Raw genomic sequence first — 23,658 nt, forward strand, 5'->3', positions numbered from 1 at the left:
CTCATGGGAGGTGCCCCGGAAGATCCCGGTCGTCGTGCTGGCCGGGTTCCTCGGAGCCGGCAAGACGACCCTGCTGAACCATCTGCTCGTCGCGGGCGGCGACGCGCGGATCGGCGTCGTCGTCAACGACTTCGGCGCGGTCGGGATCGACGCGATGCGCTTGGCCGGTCAGGCCGGGGCGATCGTCGGGCTCGGCAACGGCTGCCTGTGCTGCGAGGTCGGGGAGGACGGGGTCGGCGCGATCCTGGAACGGCTGACCCGGCGCCGCGACGAGATCGACGTGATCGTGATCGAGGCCAGCGGGATCGCCGAGCCGGGCACCCTGGTGCAGCTGGTGCTCGACGCGGCCGGCCCGCACCTGGTCTTCGGTGGTCTGGTCGAGGTGGTCGACGCGGCCGAGTTCCTCAGCAGCCGGTCCCGGCACCCGCAGCTGGACAAACACGTCGGGCTGGCCGACCTGGTCGTGCTCAACAAGATCGACCGGGTGGACCCGGGCACGCTCTGGCGGGTCCGCCGGCTGTGCCGCGAGGCGAACCCGCTGGCCCCGATCGTGCCGGTCCGCGACGGCACCGTGGACCCGGCGCTGCTCTTCGACATCGAGGTGGTCCCCGGCCGCCAGCTGATGCTCGGCGAGCAGGTCGGGGCCGATCAGGACCACGAGCACCACCTGCACGACGGCTACCAGAGCGTCTCCTTCGTCTGCGACGAGCCGATCGACGCCGCCCGGCTGCGCGCGCTGCTCGACACCCGCCCGGCCGGGCTGTACCGGGTCAAGGGGTCGATCCGGTTCTCCGCCGCCCCGGCCCGGGAGCGCTGGGACCTGCACACGGTCGGGCGCTACGTCCGGTTCCACAGGGCACGCTGGGACGCCGGTGAACCCCGCCGGACCAGCCTGGTGCTGATCGGGACCGGGCTGGAGCCGGCCGCGATCGAGGCGCAGCTGCAGGCCTGCGTCGCCGACGAGGGCTCGCGCCGCGACCCGGACGCGATGCTGCCGGTGCTGCGCTACGCCGCCCGGTGACCGGCTCGGGCGGGGGTTAGGTTCGACGGGTGATCGGAACATCGATGCGGCTGCGGCTGACCCGCGTCGGGCTGCGCACCCTGTTCGGGCTCCCGCGCACCCTCAAGCGGCTGCTGGCCGGACGCGAGACCCGGCTCGAGGGCCAGCTCCTGGACCTGGACCTGCAGCTGATGAACCGGCTCGGGCAGCTGCTGAGCAGCCGCGGGGACGAGAAGCTGGGCGAGGCCGCGCTGTCGGCCCAGCGCCGTCAGGCCGACGACGCCGCGGAGCTGGCGGCCGAGGGCGCGTTCGACGACGTCGTGACCCGCGACCTCCGGATCCCCGGCGCGGACGGCGTGCTCGACGCCCGGCTCTACGTCCCGCCGGGCCTGGACCGGCCCAGCGGGCTGCTCGTCTACTTCCACGGCGGCGGGTTCGTGCTGGGCAGCATCCGCTCCAGCGACCCGCTGTGCCGGCTGCTGGCCGCCCAGGCCGGGGTGCGGCTGCTCTCGGTGGACTACCGCCTCGCCCCCGAGTACCCGTACCCCGCGGCGCTGGACGACGCGCTGGCCGCCTACCGCTACGCCCTCGACCAGGCCGAGTCGCTCGGCGCGGACCCGGACCTGGTCGCGGTCGGCGGGGACAGCGCGGGCGCGAACCTGGCGCTGGTGGTCGCGCACGAGCAGGGGTCGCAGCCGCCGCAGCGCCCGGCGTTCGTCGTCGCGCTCTACCCGGTGACCGACGCCGAGCGCGACGGCGGCTCGCGGGTGGTGTTCGGCGCCGGGTTCGGCCTGACCGCGGACTACCTGCGCGAGCTGGAACGGATGTACCTGCCCCGCGGCGTCCCGCCGGAGGACACCCGCGGCGCCATCGCCCGCGCGCAGGACCTGTCCGGGATGCCGCCGGTCTACCTGTCCACGGCGGGGTTCGACCCGCTGCGCGACGAGGGCGAGGAGCTGGCCGAACGGATGCGCGCCGCCGGGGTGCCGGTGGTCTCGCGCCGCTTCGCCGGGATGGTGCACGGCTACGCCAGCCTGACCGCGATCAGCGCCGCCGCGCACGACGCGACGTTCGACGCGGCCAGCGCCCTGCGGGCGGGACTGGCCCTGGTCGGGTCGCACCGTGCACGGCTGCGCGACGGCCGGGTCCGGGCCGCGGCCGGCGGATCAGACGCTCTGTAGGTCCGGCCCGGTCGCGGGCTCGACGAGCCGGTTGAGCGACTCCGCGGCCCACTCCTGACCCTCGCCGACGGCCGACCACAGCAGCGACCCCAGCGTGCGGGTCGGGTCGATCCGGCCCGACACCCAGGACGGCGTCGCGGCGAGGCGCTCGGCGCGGCGGCACAGCGCCCAGGCCGTCGACTCGCGGTCGGTGACGTCGACCGCGTACCGGGCGTGCCCGTTGCGCTCCCGGTAGCGCCGGACCGGGTTGGTGGTCACGTGGATCAACCCGAGCAGCGCCGCGGCCAGCGCGAACCCGGTCGGCACGGCGAGCAGGAACGTCAGTGCCGACCACGCCCAGCTGTCGTCACCGGCCCAGAGCGCGACCACGGCCGAGCCGACGAAGACGGTCGCGACGATGCTGCCGGCGGGAAGTCGGGTGTAGATCAGATCGCCCTGCTCGTCGATCGCGTAATGGGTCCCGACGACGAGTGCCGGATCGTGGACGCGATAGCCCGAAGGGGTCCTGACCAGCGTCGGAAGGCGGTCGGCCGGTGAGCCGGTGACGAAGTCGTTCATGATGGTGCTCGTTCTGCAGCTGTGTCGCTCGCGGCCCACCGGGTGGCCGTCGCGAACGGATTCTCGCGCACGGAACCTTCCCTGTTACCGGGTGTGTTGCGTGTCACGCATCGAGTTGTGGCCAGGGGTCGCCCCACCCGGTGTCGCGCGCGGCGCGGTAGTCCTCCCGGCGGCTCTTCGGCACCGGCCGGTCGGTGATCGCACCCTCCCCGCTGCACAGCCGCAGCGTCACCAGACCCTTGCGCTGCAGCGGGTGGCGCAGCACCCGGTTGCCGGCGTGCGCGGGCGTTGCGCGGGTCGCGACGACGTAGGCGAACTTCTCGTCCTCGTGCGAGAGCGTGCCGCCCTTGAGGCTGCGGTGCCGCGACGTCCGGTCCACCCGCGCCGCGAAGTGGCACCAGTCCTCGCCGGTGATCGGGCAGGCGCCGTCGTGCGGGCAGGGCGCGGCGACGCTCATCCCGGCGTCGAGCAGGCGTGCGCGCGCGCGAAGGACGCGCCGGTACCCGGCCGGGGTGCCGGGCTCGAACACCGCCACCGTGTCCGCCCGGCGCGCGGCCTCGTCGACCAGGGGGTCCCGGACCGGCTCGGGCAGCTCGCCGAGCACGTAGGACACGGTGATCAGGTCGGCGGCGGGCAGCACGGTGGCCGCACCGAGCAGCGTCGGTTCCCAGCGCGCGCTGCGCACCGTCGCCCCGTCCGCCCCGGTGGCCAGGCGCCGGCCCAGCGCGATCACCGGCTCGGAGCCCTCCAGCACGGTCGCCGCCACCAGCGTCGGCCAGATCCGGGCCGCGGCCCACACGGCCGCACCGGTGCCGCCCGCGACGTCGAGGTGGGTGCGCGGCGCGAGGCAGTCCCCGGCGACCTCGGCGGCGCGGGAGAGCCCCTCGTGCAGGGCGGTGTAGGTGGCCGGCATCCGGTAGGCGGCGTAGGCGGCCGCGTCGTCGTCGGTGCGCAGGATCGGTGCGGTCGCGACGCCGGTGCCGCGGACGTTCCCGGCCCCGCCGCGGTAGTCGCCGATCAGCCGCTCGACGACCGGGGCGAGGCGGGAGGCCGGGACGCGGTCCAGCGCGGCGTCCAGCGCCCGGGCCAGGTCGTCGGGCAGGGCGGTCACCGCGGCGACGCTACCGGTCCCGCTCCCCGGCCCGGTCCCGCTCCCCGGTCCCGCTCCCCGGTCGGGCTCCGCGTCCGGCGCCGTCGCCGGGTCCGGTTCTGGTTGGCTGGTGGGGTGCACGCTCCCGGTCCGGTCCTCGTCGTCGGGGCCGGACCGACCGGTCTGGTCGCGGCGCTGCTGCTCGCGCGTCTCGGGGTCGAGGTGACGGTCCTGGAACGCCGCGACGGGGCGCATCCGCAGCCGCGCGCCGTGCACCTCGACGACGAGTCCGTGCGAATTCTGCAGGCCGTCGGGGTCGCCGAGGAGTTCACCGGGATCAGCCGCGCGGCCGCGGGACTGCGGCTGCTCGACGCCCGGCTGCGCCCGTTCGCGCAGTTCCGGCGCTCGGCGTCGGGGGAGCACGGCTGGCCGGAGTCGAACCTGTTCGACCAGCCGGCGTTGGAGGAGCTGCTGCGGTCGCGGGTGTCGGCCGAGCCACTGATCAGCCTGCGCGACGGCGTCGAGGTGATCGACGTCGAGCAGCGGCCGGACGGCCTGCTGGTCCGTCTGCGGACGGGGCCCGAGGAGACGGTCACCGCGTCGGCCGTGCTGGGCTGCGACGGTGCGCACAGCACCGTCCGGGACGTGATCGGCGCCCGGATGCGCGACCTCGGCTTCACCGAGCGCTGGTTCGTGCTCGACGTCGCGGCGTCGGAGCCGTTGCCGACCTGGGGCGGGGTGGACCAGATCTGCGACCCGGCCCGCGCCGGCACGTTCCTGCCGCTGCCCGGCGAGCGCTACCGCTGGGAGTGGCGCATGCACCCCGGTGAGGACGCCGCCGACCTGGCCGAGCGGATCCCCGAGCTGACCGCGCGCTGGACCGGCACCGCCGACGTCGACGTGCTGCGCGCCGCCGAGTACACCTTCGCCGCACGGCTCGCCGACCGTTGGCGCGACGGCCGGGTGCTCCTGCTCGGCGACGCCGCGCACCTGACCCCGCCGTTCATCGGCCAGGGACTCGGGGCCGGTCTGCGCGACGCCCACAACCTGGCCTGGAAGCTCGCCGCCGCGCTCGACGACCCCCCGGCGGACGGGCCGCTGTCGGAGGAGTCGTTGCTGGCGAGCTACCAGCGCGAACGGGCCCCGCACGCGGAGGCGATGATCCGCGGCGCGGTCCGGGTGGGGCGGGCGATGACCGGCGGCCCGGGCGCGGTCGCGGCCCTGCGGCGGCCGCTGGTGGCCGGGGCGCTGCGGGTCCCCGGCGTCCGGGCCCGGGCGGCGCGCGTGCTGAGGACCCGGTTCCCGGCCGGCGACCTCGTGGACCGCCGACGACACCGGCGCGACCTCGTCGGCACGCCCTGCCCGCAGGTCCGGATCGGCGACGAGCGCCTGGACGACGTGCTCGGCCCCGGCTGGGCCCTGGTCACCGACGGACCGGTGCCGGAGGACCTGCAGGCCCGGGCCGAGCGGGCCGGGGCGAAGACGGTGCCGGTCGACGAGCTCCGCGGGTGGCTCGCCGCGGGACGGGCCGGTGCCGCGCTGCTGCGACCGGACCGGATCGTCGCCGCCACCGACCGGTCAGGCGGGCAGCAGGGGGTCGTGCAGGGCGTCGAGTAGCGGGACCTGCAGCCGGGCCCAGGGGGACATGCCGCTGTCCGGGTCGGCGGCGGCGTCGCGGAAGCGCGACCAGTCCCACCAGTCGACCGAGTCCACCTCGGACGGGTCCGGTCGCGGCGCCCCGGCGATGCGGCACACGTACACCGGGCACAGCTCGTTCTCCTCCACCCCGCCCGCGGAGGCGCGGTAGCTGAACCGGGGCAGCACCAGGCGCATCTCGGTGGGCTGCACACCCAGCTCCTGGAACAGCCGGCGCTGCACCGCGTCGGCGATCTTCTCGCCCGGCCCCGGGTGCCCGCAGCAGGTGTTGGTCAGCACCCCGGGGAACACCGGCTTGTCCGTCGCCCTCCGGGTGACGAGCAGCTGTCCGGTGTCGTTCACGCCGTAGCAGGAGAACGCCAGGTGCCGTGGCGTGCTCGCGCCGTGCACCGTCGCCTTGTCCGCGACGCCGACGGCGTTGCCGTCGTCGTCGAGCAGTACGACCAGTTCCATGCCAGATCCGTTTCCCATACAGCCTCTCTCAGACGGCACGCATCAGGGCAGCGTAGAGCGTGAGCCCCGGCCCGAACGCCAGCGCGACGCAGGCCCGGCCCGGTCGCGGCAGCCCGGCGCGGCGCAGTGCGTCGAGCACCAGCAGCACCGTCGCCGACGAGCAGTTGCCGCGCTCGGCGAGCACGGCTCGCGAGGCGTCCAGCGCACCCGCCGGCAGGTCCAGGTGCTCGGCGACGACGTCGAGGATCTTCGGTCCGCCCGGATGCACCGCCCACCCGTCGACGTCGCCGATCGTGAGCCCGTTGCGCTCCAGCAGCCCGGCGACCATCGCGTGCACGTGCCGGGCCAGCACGCCGGGGACCTCGGGCGACAGCCCCATCCGGAATCCGAGGTCGGTCACCTCCCAGGTCATGTGTCCCGACGTGGACGGGTCGGTGACGGCAGCGACGTCGAGCACCTCGAGCGCACCGTCGGCCGGCTCCGGGACGAGCGTCACGGCGGCGGCCGCGTCGCCGAACAGCGCGTGCGACACGACCTGCCCGCGGTCGCCGTCCGCGGGTTGCACGTGCAGCGACGTGAGCTCGCAGCACAGTGCGACCGCGGGCCGCCCGCGGCTGACGACGAAGTCGGCGACCGTGCCCAGCCCCGGGATCGCGGCGTAGCAGCCCATGTGCCCGACGACCAGGCGCTGCGCGTCCGGCGGGAGGCCGAGGTCGGCGGCGACCCGGATGTCGAGCCCGGGGGTGGAGTAGCCGGTGCAGGACACGACCTCGAGCAGCCCGACCTCGGACGCGGGCAGCCGCGCGTCGTGCAGCGCCGCGGCCACCGCCTCCTTGCCCATCGGCACCGACTCGACGGCGTAGCGCCGCATCCGTTCACCGGTGGACCAGCCGGAGACGTCCTCGACCAGCGGGTTCACCGCGGCGTGGCGCCGCCGCACCCCGGCCGAGGAGAAGATCCGCCGGGCCACGAGGTCGCCGCCGGAGCGGGGCTCGAAGTAGCCGTCCCAGATGTCGTCCTGCTCCAGGGCGGGACCGGGGAACGACGTGCCGAGGCCGGTCAGGTACGCCGATCGCATACCTCAGCGTCCCCCGTCCACGGTGGAAACGCCCGTCGTCCGCCGCCCGACGGCCTGGAACAGCACCGCCGTCGTCGGCACGCCCACCATCCGGACCTGGTCGGACCGTCGCCGCACCCACCGCGTGAGATCGCGCACCGACGGCCGGATCCCGCGCAGGGTGAGCGTCACGCCGTGCCGGGCGCACTCGCGGACCAGCCGGTCCCGGTCGACGAACAGCGCCGGGTCGTGGATGCCCGGCGGCGGCCCGCCCGGGACCCGCTCGGCCAGCGTCACGGCCACGAACCGGCCCAGCGCCGTCGCCGCGATCGTGTCGATCACCAGCGTGCCGCCCGGTCGCAGCAGCCGGCAGGCCTCGGCCAGCGCGGTGTCGAGGTCGGTGACGTGCTCGAGGATCTCCCCGGCCGTGACGACGTCCGCGCAGCCCGACCGCAGCGGCACCCGGCCGACGTCGCCGCGCACCGCCGTCACACCGTGCTCGGCGGCCTGGCGCAGGGCCGAATGCGTGTAGTCGACGCCGACGTGTCGGTACCCGCGCAGGTGCGGGGCCATCAGACCGGCGCCGCAGCCCAGGTCGACCAGCACCGCCCCCTCGCGCTCCGGCGGCGGGACCAGGGCCGCCCGCGCGGCCGCCAGCCAGTGCAGCATCGCGAACATCCCGTACGGGTCCCACCAGTGCGGTGCGAGGTCGTCGTACTGGGCCGGGTCGTTGCGGGCCCGTGCGGGGATCGTGCGGACGTCGGCCACGACCCCGAGGCTGCCACAACCGGGATCTGGCAGCCTTGTCCGCGTGTGGGCGTTGCTGCGGTGTTGCCATCCGGAACCGACCGCCGCGGTGACACTGCTGATGGGCGTACTGGCCGTCACGACCGGGCACCCGCCGTCCGGTGTGCTGCTGGTGACCGGCGCGGTGCTGACCGGGCAGCTCTCGATCGGCTGGCTCAACGACGTCCTCGACGCCCCGCGCGACATCGCCGTCGGGCGCACCGACAAGCCGCTGGCCTCCGGCGAGGTCACGCCCCGGACGGTGTGGACGGCGACGGTGCTGGCCGTGCTCGCGTGCGTGGTGCTGACCCTGGCCGCCGGGGGCGTGGCCGGCGGGCTGGTGCACCTGGTCGCGGTGGCCGCCGGGCTCGCCTACGACCTGGGGCTCAAGTCCACCCGGGCGTCCCTGCTGCCGTACCTGGTCTGCTTCGCGTTGCTGCCGGTCTTCGTCGTGGTGACGCTGCCCGGCGGGCCGGTGCCGCCCTGGTGGCTGCCGGTGGCGGGCGCGCTGCTCGGCGGGGGCGCGCACTTCGCGAACGTGTTGCCCGACCTCGACGACGACGCCGCCACCGGCGTCCGCGGGCTGCCGCACGTCCTCGGCGCGCGGGTGAGCCGGTTCGCCGCGGCCGGGCTGCTGCTGGCCTCGACGGTCGTGATCGCGTTAGGCGCGCCGGTGCCGGCGTGGGCCGCGGCCGGGGTCCCGGTGCTCGCGCTGGTGCTGCTCGTCGTCGGGTTCCGGCTGGGGACGCGACCGGGGTCCCGCGCCCCGTTCCGCGCCGTCCTGCTCGTCGCGGTGCTGGCGGTCGCCCTGCTGCTGGGCGCGGGCCCGGGTGTCGTCGGGATCTGAGGTCGTCGGGGTGTGGGCCCGGCGCGGTCGTCGCCGTCCGGATCGGGCCGCGGGCGTGGCTCTCGGTACCCCTTCTCCAGAATTTCGCTCACCAACAATGAGAGTTCGTGAGCGAAGTTTCGGAGAACGACTGCCGACCGTCCGTCGCACCGGACCCGGTGCGGCGGCTCCGATGCCGGGCGGGCTGGAGGCCGGATGACCCGGCGGTGCCCGGACCGGCTCAGTGCCCGAGCGCCAGGTGGCCCAGCACCAGACCGAGCGCGGACGGCGGGACGGTCCCGCGGGCCAGCCCCAGCTCCACGGCGGCGTCGAACACCCGCGCGTGCCGCGACGCGGCGGTGATCGCGGCGTCGAGGAACCGCGGCCGGGCGGCGAGGCGGGAGATCGCGCCGACGTGGCGGTGGTGGCGGCCGAACGCGCGGTGCATCGACGCCCGGTGCGCCGCGCCGGCGTCCGCACCGAGCAGCGCGTCGCGCCCGGCCAGGATCCCGGAGGCGACCGCGTCGTAGATGCCCTCGCCGGTCAGCGGGTTGATCTTCGCCGCGGCGTCGCCGGCGAGCAGCACGCGGCCGTCCGGGTGAAAGCGCGGGGTGGTCGAGAGCGGCAGGTGGTGCGCCCGGACCGTCGACGGGTCGGGCTCCTGGCCGGGCAGCAGCTCGTGCAGGCGCTCGAGGAGGGCGCCCTTGTTGCCGCCGCCGCGCCGGTCGAACACGCCGTAGCCGACGTTCGCCCCGCCGCCGGCGATCGGGAACGACCAGGCGTAGGCGGGGTAGGGGCCGTCGGCGTACTCGATGGTCAGCGTGTCGCGGTCGGCGCTGCGCGGGGCGTAGCCGCGGATCGCGACGGCCAGCGAACCGGGCGGGCTCACCGGGGCGCCGAGCAGCCGCCGGACGGTGGAGTTCGCGCCGTCCGCGCCGATCACCGTCCGCGCCGCGATCTCGCCGTCGAGGACCACCCGGTCGCCGTCGGCCTCCAGGGTGCGCACCCGGTGCCTGCGCAGCTGGGCACCGCGCGCCACGGCGGCGTCGACCAGTGCGGCGTCGAAGGCCAGCCGGGTGATCACCCGGTTCGCCCGCGGACAGTCCCGGTCCACCGAGCGCCCGGACGGGGTGCGCAGCCGCAGCCGCGGCATCACCGGGCCGAGGTCCTCGACGCCGTGCACGCCGAGCCCGTGCAGCAGGTCGAACACCTGCGCCGCGACGCCGTCGCCGCACGTCTTGTCCCGGGGGAACCCGGCCGCGTCGAGCAGCAGCACCGAGGCCGCCGGCCGGAGACGGCGGACCTGCATCGCCGCGGCCGCCCCCGCCGGGCCCGCGCCGATGACGGCCACGTCGTACACGTCGTCCATCAGGACCCGCCTTCTTCCGATGTCGGCGCCGGAACCCGGTCGAATCCCGGCCCCGATGCCTGTTTACTCGGGGGCACCGCTTCCCGACTCTGCACCCAGGAGATCCCTGTGACCACCGGACCGTCCACCGGAACGCACGACCCGGCGGCGCCCGCACGGCCGAACGCGAGTGACTCGCTGGTCATCTGGCTGCTCGTCGGCTCCGCGTTCGTGATGATCCTGAACGAGACGATCATGAGCGTGGCGCTGCCCGCGCTGATCGTCGACCTGCAGGTGTCGCCGAGCACCGCGCAGTGGCTGACCAGCGGGTTCCTGCTCACGATGGCCGTGGTCATCCCGATCAGCGGGTACCTGCTGCAACGGTTCCCGGCCCGGTCGGTCTACCTCGCGTCGATGACGTTGTTCAGCCTCGGCACGCTGCTCGCCGCGCTGGCCCCCGGTTTCGCCGTGCTGCTGGTGGCGCGCGTGGTCCAGGCCACGGGCACCGCGGTGATGGTGCCGCTACTGATGACCACGGTGCTGACGCTGATCCCGGCGGAGCGCCGCGGGCAGACCATGGGCACGATCTCGATCGTGATCGCGGTCGCACCGGCCATCGGTCCGACGATCTCCGGTGTGATCCTGTCCTCGCTGGGCTGGCGCTGGATGTTCTGGATCGTGCTGCCGATCGCGCTGATCGCACTGGCCTGCGGGGCGAGGTGGCTGCGGATGGCCGCGACGCACACCCGCCGGGTCCCGCTGGACGTGGCCTCGGTGTTCCTGTCCGGGATCGGCTTCGCCGGTCTGGTGTACGGGCTCAGCGGCATCGGCGAGGCCGTCCGCGGGTCGTCCGGGGGCGTCCCGCCGTGGGTCCCGGTCGTGATCGGCGTGATCTCGCTGACCGTGTTCGTGCTGCGCCAGCTGCGCCTGCAGCGCCGCGACGCCGCCCTGCTGGACCTGCGCCCGTTCACCCACCGCCGGTACACGCTGGCGCTGGTGCTGGTCGCGCTCGGGTTCATGGCCCTGTTTGGCGCGCTGATCCTGCTCCCGCTCTACCTGCAGGACGTGCTCGGCCGGAGCGCGTTCGTGACCGGCCTGGTCGTCCTGCCCGGTGGTCTGGCGATGGGCCTGCTCGGCCCGATCGTCGGGCGGCTCTACGACCGGCTCGGCGCCCGCCCGCTGGTGGTGCCCGGCTCGATCGTGCTCAGCGCCGCGCTGTGGATGTTCGCCACACTCGGCGAGACGTCGCCGCTGTGGGAGATCGTGGCGATCCACGTGGTGCTGATGGCCTCGCTCGCGCTGATGTTCACCCCGCTGATGACCGACGGGCTGGGGGCGCTGCCCGCGGACCTCTACTCGCACGGCAGCGCCATCCTCACCACGCTGCAGCAGGTGGCGGGCGCGGCCGGGACGGCGCTGTTCATCACGGTGATGACGCTGGCCTCGGCCGAGCCGTCCGGCGCGATCGACATCACCGGGCTGCGCGCGGCGTTCACCAGTGCGGCGGTCATCTCGGTCGCCGTCGTGCTCGTCGCGTTCTTCACCGGACGGTCGAAGCCGGCCGCGGCCGTGGCGGAGCCTGCGGAGCGGGGTTGACGTGATCGGCGTCGTGCCCGTTGCATGAGGTCGGTGAACGCTCCGCTGGACGGCGTCCGTGTCGTCGACCTGACCACGACGTTCCTGGGTCCCTACACCACGATGCTGATGGCCCGGATGGGCGCGGACGTGGTCAAGGTGGAGACCCGCGAGGGTGACGTCCTGCGCCACGTCGGCACCGGCGCCCATCCGGGCATGGGCCCGATCTTCCTCACCGCCAACCACGGCAAGCGCAGCGTCGCGCTCGACCTCAAGAGCCCGGGCGGGCGGGCGGCGATGCGGCGCCTGGTCGCCGGCGCGGACGCGTTCGTCACGAACATGCGCCCGGAGGCGGTGCAACGCCTGGGCCTCGGCCCGGACGAGCTGACCGGGGCCGACGAGCGGTTGGTCTACCTGGCGCTGCGCGGTTTCGGCGCCGAGGGCCCCTACCGGAACCGGGCCGCCTACGACGACGTGATCCAGGCCGCGTGCGGGCTGGCCGCGGTGCAGGGCGGCAGCGGCGACCCCGACTACGTCCGCAGCGTCGTCGCGGACAAGGCGGTCGCCCTGATGGGGCTGGCGGCGGTGAACGCGGCGCTGTTCGCCCGCGAGCGGACCGGGCGCGGCGGGTTCGTCGAGGTCCCGATGTTCGAGTCGATGGTGTCGTTCCTGATGCTCGAACAGCAGAACGCCCGCGTGCTGGACCCGGACGGCCCGTGCGGCTACTCCCGCACGGCCTCGCCGAACCGGCGGCCGTACCGAACCGCGGACGGGTTCCTCGGCGTGGTGGTCTACACCGACAAGCAGTGGCTGTCGTTCTTCGAGCTGATCGGACGCCCGGAGCTCGCCCACTCCGAGCGCTACTCCACGATCACCGGCCGCACCGAGCACATCGACGAGCTCTACGGCCTGGTCGCGGCCGAGCTGCCCGGGCGCACCAACGCCGAGTGGGTGGCCGCGATGGAGCCGCTGGGCATCCCGGTGCAACCGGTGCTGTCCCCGGACGACCTGTTCGACGACGCCCACCTGCGCGCGGTGGAGCTGTTCGAGCAGGTCCCGCACCCCAGCGAGGGGACGATCACGCTGCCGCGGCTGCCGATGTCGTTCGGCGGCGCGCACGTCCCGCCCGTCCGCGGCGCCCCGCGCCTCGGCGAGCACGGCGCCGACGTGCTCGCCGAGGCGGGCCTGTCCGCCGAGGAGGTCGAGCGCCTGCGCGCCGACGGTGTCCTCACCGGTCTCGGCACGTGAGCGACGCGCCGTCCGAGCTGGTCCGGGCTTACGCCGGGGCACGGCGCGACCCCTGACGGCCGGGCACATGTCCGGACTACTTCTCAGGAGACGTTTCCGTCGTCTGTTCCTGCTGGTCGGAGCGGTGACGGCGATCTGGTTCCACGCGAACCGACACGATCGGGTGAATCACGGCGGCGCCTCTCGGGAGTTCCGGGGGTGTCCCACGGGTCCTCGTGGTCGTCGGAAAGGTGGCCCGGCTCACACAAATCCGCCCCGATCGGCGCTCTTCGCGCTCCATCCCATACTCCGGACGGGGGTATCGAAAAGCCCCCGAACGGAGCGTGTGCACAATTCCGACATGCGCCTCGACTCCCGATTCGCCGCTCGACGTCATGTCGATCTGCGGCGTCAGGCGAGCGCGCTCTGTACCTCCCGGTGAGCTGAGCCCGGGCCCGAACGGGTCCCGCCCTCGTCCCACCGCCTCCGGCCCCACGCTCCGGCGCGGGTTCGTCTCCGAGGTCCGGCGTTCGCCGGAACATCCCCACGTCCCGGCCGACCGCGCCCGACCTGATCAGTCCACTCTGGACTGTAGAGGCTCCCGTGCCCTCGGCCGCGACGTCCGGCCGGACTTCTCCGCTCCCCACCCCCGAGAACAGGAGTTCATCGTGCCTCGCAATCGCGCACGATCCACCGTTCGCCGCATCGTCGGCGGCACCGCTCTGGCCGGGTCCGCCCTGGTCGGGCTCTCCGGTGCCGCGCAGGCGGCCACCCCGGACCTGGTTCCGGACCTCGCGCCGTACCTGACCGAGCACAACGAGGTGCAGCCCGACCCGGCGCCCACCGCGCCCCCGGTCGAGTCGTCGTTCACCGCGTTCGACTCGACCGACCCCATCAACCAGCTGCGTGACTTCACCCCGGCCGGCGTGCCGGCCACCGGTCTGGCCGACTCCCTCGGCGACGTCCCGAAGAAGATCACCCCCTCCGGCAGCGGCGGCGGCACCGGGGCAGGCTACGAATGAGCATCCTGGGTTCGGCCTGGGCACGCCGGTCGCTGTTCGCGTTCGTCGGAGCGGCCGTCGTGGCCGGGGTGACGATCGTCCCGGCCACCGCCGCGTCGAGCATCGACACGATCAAGTCCGAGATCACCGGCTCGGACGGCAAGAACTACTGGGTAGAGAACAACCTGAAGGACTGGGCCAAGCAGGAGCAGGCCACCGCCCAGGCCGCGGACGGCACCCGCAAGGAGTACATGATCGTCTGGGCCGGTGACGAGAACGTCGCCGACACCGCGGTGCCGGACGTGAAGAACCTGCCCGGATCGGTCACCGACCCGGCGGACAAGGTGCGCGACGCCGCGCCGGGTCCGGACTTCATGGCCGTGATCGACGCGACGAAGGGCTCCCCGGAGTACGGCAAGGTCGTCAACACCGCGACCGTCGGCCCGCTGGTGGAGAACGAGCCGCACCACATGCAGTACACGTGGAGCAAGGGCGACAAGATCTACGCCGGTGGCCTCTTCAGCGCCGCCACCTACGTCTTCGACGTGGCCGCGCTGCCGGAGCTCAAGCTCTCCGGGATCAGCCTGCCGTCGCAGACGCTGTGCGGCTCGGTCCCGGACGCCTACTGGGTACTCAAGGACGGCACCGCCTACGGCACCTACATGGGCGGGCCGGTCGTGCCCGGGCCCTGCAGGTACACCAACGGCGAGGTCCGCACCGGCAACGGTTTCGCGGGCTCCCCGGGCGCGGTCGTCCGGCTCGGCGAGGACGGCAGGAACATGGTCGAGGCCCCGGCCGCGACCGAGACGCCCGAGGATCCGACGCAGTGCCTCAACACCCCGGCACTCGGGCAGCCGACGTGCGCGAACCCGCACGGCATCCAGGTCCGCGAGGACCTGAACACGATGGTCACCAGTGACTACGCCGAACCGCGGGCGATCATCCTGGACCCGGTCAAGAACCCCTCGCCGTACCTGAGACGGCCGACGGTGCGCACCTGGGACATCAGCGACAAGAACCGGCCCCAGGTGAAGGCCGTGTCCTACCTGCCGACCGGGCCGCGGTCCGGACCGGAGGACCCGCTGCGCAACGAGAACCGGGCCGCGATGGAGACCACGGTCACCAACCAGCCGGGTCACAAGGGTGCGTTCGCCCAGACCATGCAGGGCGGGGCGATCTTCTACACACCCGACATCACGGCGGAGAACCCGCAGTGGCGTGAGGTCTTCGACCTGACCACCTCCGCGGCGGACCTGGCCCCGGGCACCGAGAACGGCGGCCCGAGCGCCAACGGCGGCTGGATCCAGACCAGCGAGGACGACAAGACGCTCTACCACGCCACGATCGGCCGCAAGGCCGGCACTCTGGGCCCGGACGATAAGGGCACGGTGGGCGGCGTCATCGCCCTCGACATCGAGAAGCTGGTCAACTCCGGCGACGCGACCACCTGCTCGGTCGACACCGAGGAGGAGATCACCGCCGGTGGAGCCGAGGAGGACTGCCCGACCCTGCGCAGCACCGCGGCGATCAACCCGGACGAGACGGGGGACGGCCCGCACTGGGGCGCCCTGGACAACCTGACCCTCGGCGACGACGGCTTCTACCACCACGACGAGGCGCCGGACCGCCTCGCGACCGCGAACTACTTCGTGGCCCGCACCGGGACCGACGGCGACCACCGGGTCTGCATGGTGGACATCGGCGAGGACGGGAAGCTGACGCAGGACGAGTCCTTCAAGGACGAGAACTCGCAGACGCCCTGTGTCTCGTTCAACCGTGAGAGCTGGCCGCACGGGGACTTCGGCAACGCGAAACCCCACTCGATGCTCTTCGTCACCAATGACGCGGACATCAAGTAGCTCCTCCGCCCGGCGGCGCACCTCGGTGCGCCGCCGGGCGGCGGCCCGCGTCCTCGTGCCGGTCGGCGGGCTCCTGCTCGCCGGCCCGGTCGGGGCCGTCCCCGCCCTCGCGGCGGAGACGGTGCACTCCCCGGCGCTCTCCGTTCTGACCACGTCCGGGTCGGCCCTCGCGGCCGCGCCCGGGCCGTTCGACGGCGCCGGGTCGACGACGACCCTGGTCCGCGTCGTCCTCCTGGTCGCGGGCGCCGTGCTCGCCGGGCTCGGGCTGCTCCGGCCGTTCGTGGCCGGGGGACCCGGCCCGTCCGGGCCGGGCAGGTCCGCGGAAGGACCCACCGCGTGGGTCGCGGCCGTGCTGGTCACTCTCGCGGCACTGACCGGCTACCTCACCGGCGACGTCGACGTCCTCGGCACGCTGGCGCAGATCGTGCTGGCCGTGGCCGTGCCGGTCCTGCTCCCGACGGTGTGGGTGGTGGCGCCGGCGCTCGGCGTCGTGACGCTGGTCGCTCTGCAGCTGGGCTCGGTGCACTCCGGCGTCGCGCTGGCCGTCGACGTCGTCCACGCGCTCGCGGCGTCGGTGCTGCTCGGCGGCGTCCTGCACACCGCAGCAGGTGACCGTCGGGGATCGGGGGACCCCCAGCAGCGGGGCGCGACCGCGCTGCGACGGGTCGCGATCGGCGCCGGCGTGCTCGCCGCGGTGGCGGCGGTCGTGCAGATCCTGCTCTCCGGGCCCTACTCGGCCCGGGACCTGGTCGGGACCGGCTACGGGTGGGCCGCGCTGGTCGCCGTCCTCGCGCCGCTGCTGGTCACCGCGGTGCTCGCCGCCGCTGTGCTGAACGTGGCGGGCGAGCCGGTCCCGGCGGGCCTGTCCCGGGCCGCGGCCCGGTTGCCGGGCCCGTTGCGCGCCGTCGCGCCGTCGCGGGTCCTCGGGGCGCTCGCCGCGGTGGGTGTCGGCGCGGCGGCGGCGCTGGCCGCGCTGCCCGTCCCGGCCGCGCAGGCCGTCCCCGGGCAGGCGCTGATGCGCGGTGTCGACCTGGGGGAGGGGCCGGTCGCGATGCTGGTCACGCCGATGCGACCGGGCCGGAACCTGGTGCAGATCGGCGACACCGGCCCCGCGGCCGGCGGTCACACCGGTCACGACATGTCCGGCTCGTCCGGTCACGACATGTCCGGGGCCGCCGCGGTCGGGGTCGGGGACCCGGCCACCCCGTTCGCGCCCCGCGAGGGCGCCCGCGGGGAGTGGGCCGTGGTGGACATCCCGGCCGGCACCGACTCGCTGACGGTCTCGGCGAACGGCACCGAGCGGACCGTGCCGATCGACGTCGGCACCGACGCCGCCGCGGCACCGGCCGGTGCGACCGGGCCGGACGGTCCCGAGTGCGCGTCCGCGGTGCTCGGCGCGATCGTCGCCGGCGGGCCGTCCGCGGGCACCGCGACGCGGTGCCCGTCCCAATCGCTGGACCCGGCGCAGGCCACCGCGCTGCGCGCGCTGGTGCAGGTCCTGCGCACGCACGGCGTCCCGTCGGTGTCGCTGGTGTCGGACTCCTCGCCGCGCTCGGTCGCGGCGGCGAACCTCGTCCGCGCCGAAGGGGCGAAGGTGGGGCTGAGGTTCCCGCCGAACGCGGCGACCGACCCGGACAGCGCGGTCCTGGTCGTCTCCGGATGGCAGGGCGCGACCGCGACCCTGCAGGAGGCGAAGCAGCGGTCCGCGTCCGGGCCGACCTACCTCGGCGGCACCTACCTGGCGCCGTGGCTGCTCACCGGCGGCGTCCTGTCCGCCACCCCGAACGCGGTCCTGCCGCTGACGTTCACCCCACAGGAGCCGCTGGCCCAGAACTACGTCGCGAGCCTGGCCGCGGCGTCGCCCGGTGCGGCACCCTCGACGTCGGGGTTCCTGAGCTGGGCGGCGGCCGCCGGGCGTCCGGTGTCGGACTCCCCGACGCTGTACGGGGCGGCCCCGGTGGACGTGCCGATGAGCGTCGAGCCCCCGGGCTCGACCGGCCACCACGGCGGACCGAACCAGGCCGCCTGGTTCCCGGGCGGGACGGTCGTGCAGATCGGCCGGCCGGTGGACCCGTCATGACCCGCACGCTCGCAGGACCGCCCACCGAGAAGGACGAGAAGGAGAAGCCCCATGTCCGTGGTCAGTGAACCGGCGGGCCGCCCGCTGGTGCGGGCCCTGCGCCGGATGCCGCTCGACGAGCGCGCGTCGTTCGGCCCGCAGGACCGCGAGGCGAAGCCCGCCCAGTGGCCGGTCGTCGCGGTCGGGCTGGTGCTCGCCGCACTGTTGCTGTGGGGCGTGTCCACCGTCGCGCCAGCCACCATGGTCGGCACCGCCGCGCTCGGCATCGCGCTGGGCTTCACCCTGTTCCACTCGAGGTTCGGCTTCACCTCCGGCTGGCGCCAGCTCGTCGCCGTCGGCCAGGGCGCGGCGGTCCGGGCGCACATGCTGATGCTCGGGGTGGCCAGCGTGCTGTTCGCGGTGATCCTGGCCGGCGGGTTCGGCCTGGCCGGCGACCCGAAGGGGCTGTCCGCACCGATCGGGATCAGCCTGGTCGTCGGCGCGTTCCTGTTCGGGATCGGCATGCAGGTCGGCGGGTCCTGCGCGTCCGGCACGCTGTTCGCGGTCGGGTCCGGGCAGAGCGCGATCGTGCTCACCCTGTTCGGCTTCGTCGTCGGCTCGATCCTCGCGGTGATCACGTTCGCGTTCTGGACGCAGACCGTGCCGCAGGGGCCGACGGTCAACCTGGCGGCGGTGTTCGGCTACCCGGGTGCGGTGCTGCTCACGCTGCTCGTGCTCGGCGCGATCGCGGTGGCCACCTACGCCGTCGCCCGCCGCCGCAACGCCCCGCCGGTCGAGCGCCCGCCGTCGGCGAGGGGCGCGGCCCGGATCCTGCGCGGGTCCTGGCCGATGTGGGTCGGCGCGATCGTGCTGGCCGCGCTGAACGCCGCGGTGCTGTTCGTGTCGTCGCAGCCGTGGGGCGTCACGTCGGCGTTCGCGCTGTGGGGCTCGAAGATCCTCCAGTCGCTCGGCGTCGAGGTGTCGGGCTGGACCTACTGGCAGGTCCCGGCGAACGCGAAGTCGCTGGCCGGGCCGGTCCTCGCGGACCGGGTGTCCAACCTCGACCTCGGGATCATGGTCGGCGCGCTGATCGCGTCCGCTGTCGGTGGCGCGTTCGTCCTGCACAGGCGGATCCCGTGGCGCCTCGCGCTCGGGTCGGTCCTCGGCGGGATCGCGATGGGCTACGGCGCCCGCCTGGCCGGGGGCTGCAACATCGGCGCCTACTTCTCCGGCATCGCCTCGTTCAGCCTGCACGGCTGGATCTGGGGGGTCGTCGCGCTCGGGGGCACCTGGGTCGGGCTGCGGCTGCGTCCGCTGTTCGGCCTGGCCAACCCCGAGCCGGCCGACTCCATCTGCTGATCACCGCTCCCCGAAAGGAACGACAGATGAACCGCACCACCGCACGTCTCGTGCTGACCGTGGCCGGCGCCGGCGCGCTCTCCGGCCTCGCCGCCGGGGCCGCACACGCGGACACCCCGGCCGAGGAGACCGACTCCGCCCCGGCCGCCGAGCAGGAGGCGGGAGGCGTCAACCAGGTCTACCTGCTCGAGGGCGTCGGCGGCGTCCCGCTCGAGGACCCGACGCTGGGCGTGTTCGACGTCCTGGCGCCCGCATACGGCGTGGTCGGCTCCTTCAGCTGACCCGCGCCCGGATCGGTGCCGGTGCCGGCTCCCGGCGGGGCCGGCACCGATCCGCTCCCGGGCCGTCTGCCCGCTCAGGCCAGGACGGCCTGGATGTCGATGTCGATCCGCAGTGTCCGGCCCACGGCCAGGACCCCGGCCAGCACCGACTGGTTCCAGTCGATCGCGAAGTCGTCGCGGGAGATCTCGGTGGTGGCGGTGAACGCGGCGCGGGTGCCGCCCCACAGGTCCGGCCCGGTGCCGCCGTAGGTGACCTGCAGCGCCGCCGGCCCGCTGACGCCCTTGAGCGTGAGCAGCCCGTCGACCCGCCAGTGCCGCGGGTCCAGCCGGGTCAGCCCGTCGCTCTTGTAGCCGATCTCCGGGTACGCGGCGACGTCGAGGAAGTCCGGGGTGCGCAGGTGCTCGTCGCGGGTCTCGTCGTCGGAGTCGACCGACGACGGGTCGATCGTCACCTCGACCGACGAGTTCTCCAGCGGGTCCGCGACCACGATCGAGCCGCCGAAGCGGCGCAGCCTGCCGTGGATCCTGCTCATCCCCAGGTGCAGCGCCGTGGCCTGGATGCTGGAGTGCTGCGGGTCGATCCGCCACGTGCCCGGTGCCGGCAGCATCTCGCCGCCGGCCCGGGGCAGCTCCAGCACGCCCAGCCCGGCGCCGGACGGCCCGACGGCGACCGAGCGCGCGCTCGGCTCGAAACCGGGGCCCGCCGCGACCACCGTGTGCGTGCCCGCGTCCAGGCCGTCGACGGAGAACCCGCCGTCCGCACGGGTGGTCGCCCGCCCGCGCTGCACGCCGGTCGCGTCCACCACGGTCACCGTGCCGCCGACGATCGGCCAGCCGTCCGGGCTGCTCAGACGGCCGTACACCTCGCTCATCGCTCTCCTGCCTCCTGCGCCGGGCGTCCCGGCTCCGGGAACTCCACGTCCACCGTCGTCGTCGCGCCGGCGCCGACCTGTACGACCGTCACCACCGGGGCGTACCCGGCCGCGGTCAGGGTGTAGTTGCCGGCGGGCAGGTCGCCGAACGCGAACCCGCCGTCCGGCCCGGTCACCGCGGAGGCGACGGTCCGCCCGTCGGCGTCGACCAGCGTGGCCAGCGCCCCGGCCACCCGGGACCCGCCGATCGCCGCCGAGGCGGTGCCGGTGAGCCCGGAGCGCCCGGGCATCACGATGTCGCGGTCGGCGACGCCGTCCAGCTCGATCGACCCGGCGACGGGCTGGTAGCCCTCCGCGCTGACGGTCAGCGTGTAGCGGCCCGGGGGCACGCCGTCGAGCAGGTAGCGGCCGTCGGCGTCGGGCGCCGCCGTCGCGACGACGTCGCCCCGGGCGTCGATCAGGGTCACGGCCGCCCGCGCGAGCGGCACGCCGGACGTGTCCGCCACGGTGCCCCGCACGCCGGAGCTGCCGGCGAGCGCCACGTCGTGGCGCACCGGCCGGTCCGCGACCGCGACCATCGCCGCGTGCGGCGCCAACGCGCCCGATCCGGCCACCACGAGATAGGTCCCGCCGGTGGAGATCGGGATCCGGTAGCCGCCGTCCGCACCGGTCGTGGTGCGGCCCTGCTGACGCCCCGACAGGTCGGTCACGGTGACGAGGGCACCCGCCATCGGCACGCCCTGACCCCGGGCGACGGTGCCGAGCACCGCGAGCCCGGCCCCGTTGCGGTCCCAGTCGTCACGGTCCGTCCCGTCGTGTCCGGATTGCTCGTCCACCGTCCACCCTCGCGTCCCGGTCCGTGTGTGTGTTGTCCCTGTCGACCTTGCACCTCGCCCGCGGACATCGGCAACGCGGCCCCTGTCACGCCGGTGTCGAGCGGCCCCGATACGGCGCGGTCCACCCGGTCGGCGCGGCGCAGCCCGTCGGCGCCCGATCGGCCGCCGCGAGATCAGCGGGCAGGCGCGCCGAACAGTCCATCCAGGTTCGCGACGCGCACACCGTCGTCGGTGCCGCTGCCGCTGCCGCTGCCGCTTCCGGTGCCGTTGTCGGGCGTCGCTGCCGGTGTCGTGCTCGGAGGTGCGGGCCCTCGGACGGCCGCGTTCGACGGGAAGGGGTGACGCCCCGGCGGGCCGATGATGTCTACTTCGATCAAGGACCTCGACGGATACCGAACACGGTGGGTCGGCCGACCGTCATCTCGACCTGGAGGATCGATCATGCAGACGCGCGGTGCCGTGATTCGGCAGGCCCCCGGAACGTACGAGGTCACCGACCTGGAGGTGGACGCGCCGGAGCCGGGCGAGATCCGCGTGCGGGTCGAGGCGGCGGGCCTGTGCCACTCCGACGACCATGTCGCCACCGGCGACCTGCCGGTGGCGGTGTACCCGTTCGCAGGAGGGCACGAGGGGGCCGGGGTCGTCACCGACGCGCCGCCGAACCACAAGAACATCCGCGAGGGCGACCACGTGGTGTTCTCGTTCGTCTCCTCCTGCGGGCACTGCCGCTTCTGCTCGATCGGCAAGCACAACTTCTGCGACCTCGGCGCCGGGGCGTTGCGCGGCGCCCGCATCTCCGACCCGAGATCGTTCCGCTTCCGGCTCGCCGACGGCGGCGCACCGGTCGGGCAGATGGCAGGGGTGTCGACGTTCTGCGAGGACTCGGTCGTCTCCGTCGACTCCGTGGTGAAGATCGAGAAGGACCTGCCGTTCCCGGAGATGGCGCTGCTGTCCTGCGGCGTCGGCACCGGATGGGGCTCCGCGGTCAACGACGCCGGGGTCTCCCCGGGCGACGTGGTGATCGTGATGGGGATCGGCGGCGTCGGGATCAACGCAGTGCAGGGTGCCGCGCATGCCGGGGCGACCCGGATCATCGCCTGCGACCCGGTGGCGTTCAAGCGTGAGTCCGCGATGGCGCTCGGCGCCACGCACGCCGTCGCGACCATGGCCGAGGCCGACGAGCTCGCCCGCCAGGACACCAACGGCCAGGGCGCGGACGCCACGATCGTCACCGTCGGCGTCACCGGGCCGAGCCATGTCGGGGAGGCGCTGGCCACCGTGCGCAAGGCCGGGACGTGCGTCGTCACCGGCATCGGGAACATGGCGAGGATCGGCGCGGACATCCCGCTGAGCCAGTTCACGCTCTACGGCAAGCGCCTGCAGGGCACGCTGTTCGGTTCGTCCAACCCGAACTTCGACGTCCAGCGCCAGATCCGGATGTTCCGGGCCGGGCAGCTGAAGCTGTCCGAGCTGATCACCACGAGGTACTCGTTGGACGAGGTCGCGACCGGCTACGAGGACATGCACGCCGGGCGCAACCTGCGCGGCGTCATCGTGCACCGGAGCTGACCGGGCCGGCCGTGCGCCGCTCAGGCGTCGGGAACCCGACCGAAGACCTCCATCGCGCGCCGGAACAGGTCGTCCGGGACGGCCTCCGGGCACAGTCGCCGCTGCCGGATCAGCCCGTGGAACAGGGCGTTGAGGACGGTGGCCTGCTCGGCGTCGGTGAAGCGGTCGTTCTCGGAGGACGGCCGCTCGGCGGCGAGCAGGCGGGCGATCCCGTCGCGGATCCGGCGGTCGTCGTCGGCCAGGTGCCGTGCGAGCGGGTCGTCGTTGCGGATGGCGTAGAGCCAGGTCTCGGCCTCGAGCAGGGAGGAGATGCGGTCGTCGGCCTGCTCGCCGAGCTGGGCCACCAGGTGCGGCAGGGCCTCGGTGGCGCCCCCGGACAGGGACCGCTCGGCGCGGGCGAGGCCGTCGGCGGTGGTGCGGTCGATCAGGGCGGCGAACAGGGCCTGCTTGCCCCCGAAGTGGGCGTACACCGAGCCGATCGCGACGCCCGCCTCGCGGGCGATCTCCTCGACCGACGCGCTGCCGTAGCCACGCTCGGCGAACACGGACCTGGCCGCGGACAGGACCGCCTCCCGCGTGCGGGCCTTTCCCTCGGCGCGGCGGCCGCCGCGCGGGCGCGTCGTGTCGTCGCCATCGGTCACCGCACCATCCTCGCGGTCCCCGACGGCGGCTGCGCGGCGGGGATGCGGCGCGGTGCGGTGACCGGGCCCGGCGGCACCGCGGGCTCCCCAGCTCACGGTGCCGCCACGGTCACGGGCGGCTCAGAGCAGCGAGCCCACGACCCCGTCCACGGTGTTCGCGACGCCGCCCAGCAGACCGCCGACGCCGTCGACGACGCCGCGCACCGGCCCGGTCTCCTCGCCGGCGCCGTCGTGGTGGTGGGTGTGCACGTGCTCGACGGTCCCCGAGCCGGAGTCGGCGCCCTCGTAGTCCCCGGCGCTGGCCACACCGGCCACTGCGGCCATCGTGACCCCTGCGGTCAGGGCGATCGCGGCCACACGGTGCGAACGCTTCATGGTGATCTCTCCTCGAAACTGGACTGCTGTGGTCGACACCGGCGCCGGT

At 74.4% G+C, this 23,658-nt stretch carries 21 protein-coding genes and 1 pseudogene; 12 read left to right on the top strand and 10 right to left on the bottom strand.

What is annotated here, in order from left to right; genetic code table 11:
• Positions 1-1,021: GTP-binding protein (locus tag I4I78_RS12065; RefSeq protein ID WP_308252048.1), on the top strand; the 1,021-nt coding region annotated here is incomplete at its 5' end.
• A gap of 29 nt (positions 1,022-1,050) precedes the next feature.
• Positions 1,051-2,181 carry an alpha/beta hydrolase gene (locus I4I78_RS12070; protein WP_308252049.1) on the top strand — a complete coding sequence of 377 codons (1,131 nt, stop codon included), beginning with the start codon at positions 1,051-1,053 and terminating at the stop codon, positions 2,179-2,181.
• Here I4I78_RS12070 and I4I78_RS12075 read toward each other — a convergent pair.
• Positions 2,167-2,739, bottom strand: a complete 573-nt coding sequence (locus tag I4I78_RS12075; RefSeq protein ID WP_218611372.1) for a hypothetical protein — start codon at positions 2,737-2,739, stop codon at positions 2,167-2,169. The genes I4I78_RS12070 and I4I78_RS12075 overlap by 15 nt on opposite strands.
• A 103-nt stretch (positions 2,740-2,842) precedes the next feature.
• The gene (locus I4I78_RS12080) at positions 2,843-3,850 is read right to left on the bottom strand and encodes a small ribosomal subunit Rsm22 family protein (RefSeq protein WP_218611373.1); all 1,008 of its coding nucleotides are present in this window, start codon (positions 3,848-3,850) and stop codon (positions 2,843-2,845) included.
• Between the two features lie 99 nt (positions 3,851-3,949).
• Here I4I78_RS12080 and I4I78_RS12085 point away from each other — a divergent pair.
• Positions 3,950-5,446 (top strand): annotated as a pseudogene (locus I4I78_RS12085) (bifunctional 3-(3-hydroxy-phenyl)propionate/3-hydroxycinnamic acid hydroxylase); the annotation flags it as partial.
• Here I4I78_RS12085 and idi read toward each other — a convergent pair.
• The 3 genes from idi to I4I78_RS12100 are packed head-to-tail and all read right to left on the bottom strand — an operon-like array spanning position 5,408 to position 7,763.
• On the bottom strand, positions 5,408-5,938 hold the full coding sequence (idi, locus tag I4I78_RS12090; RefSeq protein ID WP_218611375.1) for an isopentenyl-diphosphate Delta-isomerase: 531 nt from the start codon (positions 5,936-5,938) through the stop codon (positions 5,408-5,410). The pseudogene I4I78_RS12085 and the gene idi sit on opposite strands and share 39 nt — an antisense overlap.
• 28 nt (positions 5,939-5,966) lie before the next feature.
• Entirely contained in the window at positions 5,967-7,016 is a 1,050-nt protein-coding gene (locus I4I78_RS12095) for a type III polyketide synthase (protein WP_218611376.1), read from the bottom strand.
• A gap of 3 nt (positions 7,017-7,019) precedes the next feature.
• Complete coding sequence (locus tag I4I78_RS12100; protein WP_308252050.1) at positions 7,020-7,763, bottom strand: methyltransferase domain-containing protein; 744 nt, start codon at positions 7,761-7,763, stop codon at positions 7,020-7,022.
• A gap of 88 nt (positions 7,764-7,851) precedes the next feature.
• Between I4I78_RS12100 and I4I78_RS12105 the strand changes: the two genes are divergently transcribed.
• Positions 7,852-8,628 (top strand): UbiA family prenyltransferase, encoded by a 777-nt coding sequence (locus I4I78_RS12105; RefSeq protein WP_308252051.1) that lies wholly within the window; start codon positions 7,852-7,854, stop codon positions 8,626-8,628.
• Positions 8,629-8,848: 220 nt separating this feature from the next.
• Here I4I78_RS12105 and I4I78_RS12110 read toward each other — a convergent pair whose 3' ends face one another.
• Positions 8,849-9,976, bottom strand: coding sequence for an NAD(P)/FAD-dependent oxidoreductase (locus I4I78_RS12110; protein WP_218611378.1), 1,128 nt, complete (start codon positions 9,974-9,976; stop codon positions 8,849-8,851).
• Positions 9,977-10,084: 108 nt separating this feature from the next.
• On the opposite strand from I4I78_RS12110, the gene I4I78_RS12115 reads away from it, so the two are divergent.
• From I4I78_RS12115 to I4I78_RS12145, 7 genes are all read left to right on the top strand, one after another.
• Positions 10,085-11,551 (top strand): DHA2 family efflux MFS transporter permease subunit, encoded by a 1,467-nt coding sequence (locus I4I78_RS12115; RefSeq protein ID WP_374225862.1) that lies wholly within the window; start codon positions 10,085-10,087, stop codon positions 11,549-11,551.
• Positions 11,552-11,584: 33 nt separating this feature from the next.
• On the top strand, positions 11,585-12,778 hold the full coding sequence (locus tag I4I78_RS12120) for a CaiB/BaiF CoA-transferase family protein (protein WP_218611379.1): 1,194 nt from the start codon (positions 11,585-11,587) through the stop codon (positions 12,776-12,778).
• A gap of 647 nt (positions 12,779-13,425) precedes the next feature.
• The gene (locus tag I4I78_RS12125) at positions 13,426-13,779 is read left to right on the top strand and encodes a hypothetical protein (protein ID WP_218611380.1); all 354 of its coding nucleotides are present in this window, start codon (positions 13,426-13,428) and stop codon (positions 13,777-13,779) included.
• Entirely contained in the window at positions 13,776-15,617 is a 1,842-nt protein-coding gene (locus tag I4I78_RS12130) for a selenium-binding family protein (RefSeq protein WP_218611381.1), read from the top strand. The genes I4I78_RS12125 and I4I78_RS12130 overlap by 4 nt, the downstream gene beginning before the upstream one ends.
• Positions 15,598-17,697 (top strand): hypothetical protein, encoded by a 2,100-nt coding sequence (locus I4I78_RS12135; RefSeq protein WP_218611382.1) that lies wholly within the window; start codon positions 15,598-15,600, stop codon positions 17,695-17,697. The genes I4I78_RS12130 and I4I78_RS12135 overlap by 20 nt, the downstream gene beginning before the upstream one ends.
• Before the next feature lie 51 nt (positions 17,698-17,748).
• Positions 17,749-19,035, top strand: coding sequence for a YeeE/YedE family protein (locus I4I78_RS12140; protein ID WP_218611383.1), 1,287 nt, complete (start codon positions 17,749-17,751; stop codon positions 19,033-19,035).
• A 26-nt stretch (positions 19,036-19,061) separates the two neighbouring features.
• Positions 19,062-19,316 carry a hypothetical protein gene (locus I4I78_RS12145; RefSeq protein ID WP_218611384.1) on the top strand — a complete coding sequence of 85 codons (255 nt, stop codon included), beginning with the start codon at positions 19,062-19,064 and terminating at the stop codon, positions 19,314-19,316.
• Positions 19,317-19,390: 74 nt separating this feature from the next.
• Here I4I78_RS12145 and I4I78_RS12150 read toward each other — a convergent pair whose 3' ends face one another.
• Both I4I78_RS12150 and I4I78_RS12155 read right to left on the bottom strand, forming a co-directional pair.
• Complete coding sequence (locus tag I4I78_RS12150) at positions 19,391-20,188, bottom strand: YceI family protein (protein ID WP_218611385.1); 798 nt, start codon at positions 20,186-20,188, stop codon at positions 19,391-19,393.
• The gene (locus I4I78_RS12155) at positions 20,185-21,024 is read right to left on the bottom strand and encodes a collagen binding domain-containing protein (RefSeq protein WP_218611386.1); all 840 of its coding nucleotides are present in this window, start codon (positions 21,022-21,024) and stop codon (positions 20,185-20,187) included. The genes I4I78_RS12150 and I4I78_RS12155 overlap by 4 nt, the downstream gene beginning before the upstream one ends.
• Before the next feature lie 441 nt (positions 21,025-21,465).
• Here I4I78_RS12155 and I4I78_RS12160 point away from each other — a divergent pair, with 441 nt between their 5' ends.
• Positions 21,466-22,593 (top strand): NDMA-dependent alcohol dehydrogenase, encoded by a 1,128-nt coding sequence (locus I4I78_RS12160; RefSeq protein WP_218611387.1) that lies wholly within the window; start codon positions 21,466-21,468, stop codon positions 22,591-22,593.
• Positions 22,594-22,613: 20 nt separating this feature from the next.
• Here the strand turns inward: I4I78_RS12160 and I4I78_RS12165 are convergent, their stop codons facing one another.
• Entirely contained in the window at positions 22,614-23,234 is a 621-nt protein-coding gene (locus tag I4I78_RS12165; RefSeq protein WP_218611388.1) for a TetR/AcrR family transcriptional regulator, read from the bottom strand.
• Positions 23,235-23,354: 120 nt separating this feature from the next.
• Positions 23,355-23,658: hypothetical protein (locus I4I78_RS12170; protein ID WP_218611389.1), on the bottom strand; the 304-nt coding region annotated here is incomplete at its 5' end.

This window comes from Pseudonocardia sp. KRD291 (assembly GCF_019263595.1).
In the GTDB taxonomy this organism is placed as follows: domain Bacteria; phylum Actinomycetota; class Actinomycetes; order Mycobacteriales; family Pseudonocardiaceae; genus Pseudonocardia.

Bases quoted from the DNA above. Each gene is read 5' to 3' on its own strand.
- I4I78_RS12075 (WP_218611372.1), bottom strand. From the start codon at position 2,739: ATGAACGACTTCGTCACCGGCTCACCGGCCGACCGCCTTCCGACGCTG.
- idi (WP_218611375.1), bottom strand. From the start codon at position 5,938: ATGGAACTGGTCGTACTGCTCGACGACGACGGCAACGCCGTCGGCGTC.
- I4I78_RS12095 (WP_218611376.1), bottom strand. From the start codon at position 7,016: ATGCGATCGGCGTACCTGACCGGCCTCGGCACGTCGTTCCCCGGTCCC.
- I4I78_RS12110 (WP_218611378.1), bottom strand. From the start codon at position 9,976: ATGGACGACGTGTACGACGTGGCCGTCATCGGCGCGGGCCCGGCGGGG.
- I4I78_RS12130 (WP_218611381.1), top strand. From the start codon at position 13,776: ATGAGCATCCTGGGTTCGGCCTGGGCACGCCGGTCGCTGTTCGCGTTC.
- I4I78_RS12135 (WP_218611382.1), top strand. From the start codon at position 15,598: ATGACGCGGACATCAAGTAGCTCCTCCGCCCGGCGGCGCACCTCGGTG.
- I4I78_RS12140 (WP_218611383.1), top strand. From the start codon at position 17,749: ATGTCCGTGGTCAGTGAACCGGCGGGCCGCCCGCTGGTGCGGGCCCTG.
- I4I78_RS12145 (WP_218611384.1), top strand. From the start codon at position 19,062: ATGAACCGCACCACCGCACGTCTCGTGCTGACCGTGGCCGGCGCCGGC.
- I4I78_RS12150 (WP_218611385.1), bottom strand. From the start codon at position 20,188: ATGAGCGAGGTGTACGGCCGTCTGAGCAGCCCGGACGGCTGGCCGATC.
- I4I78_RS12160 (WP_218611387.1), top strand. From the start codon at position 21,466: ATGCAGACGCGCGGTGCCGTGATTCGGCAGGCCCCCGGAACGTACGAG.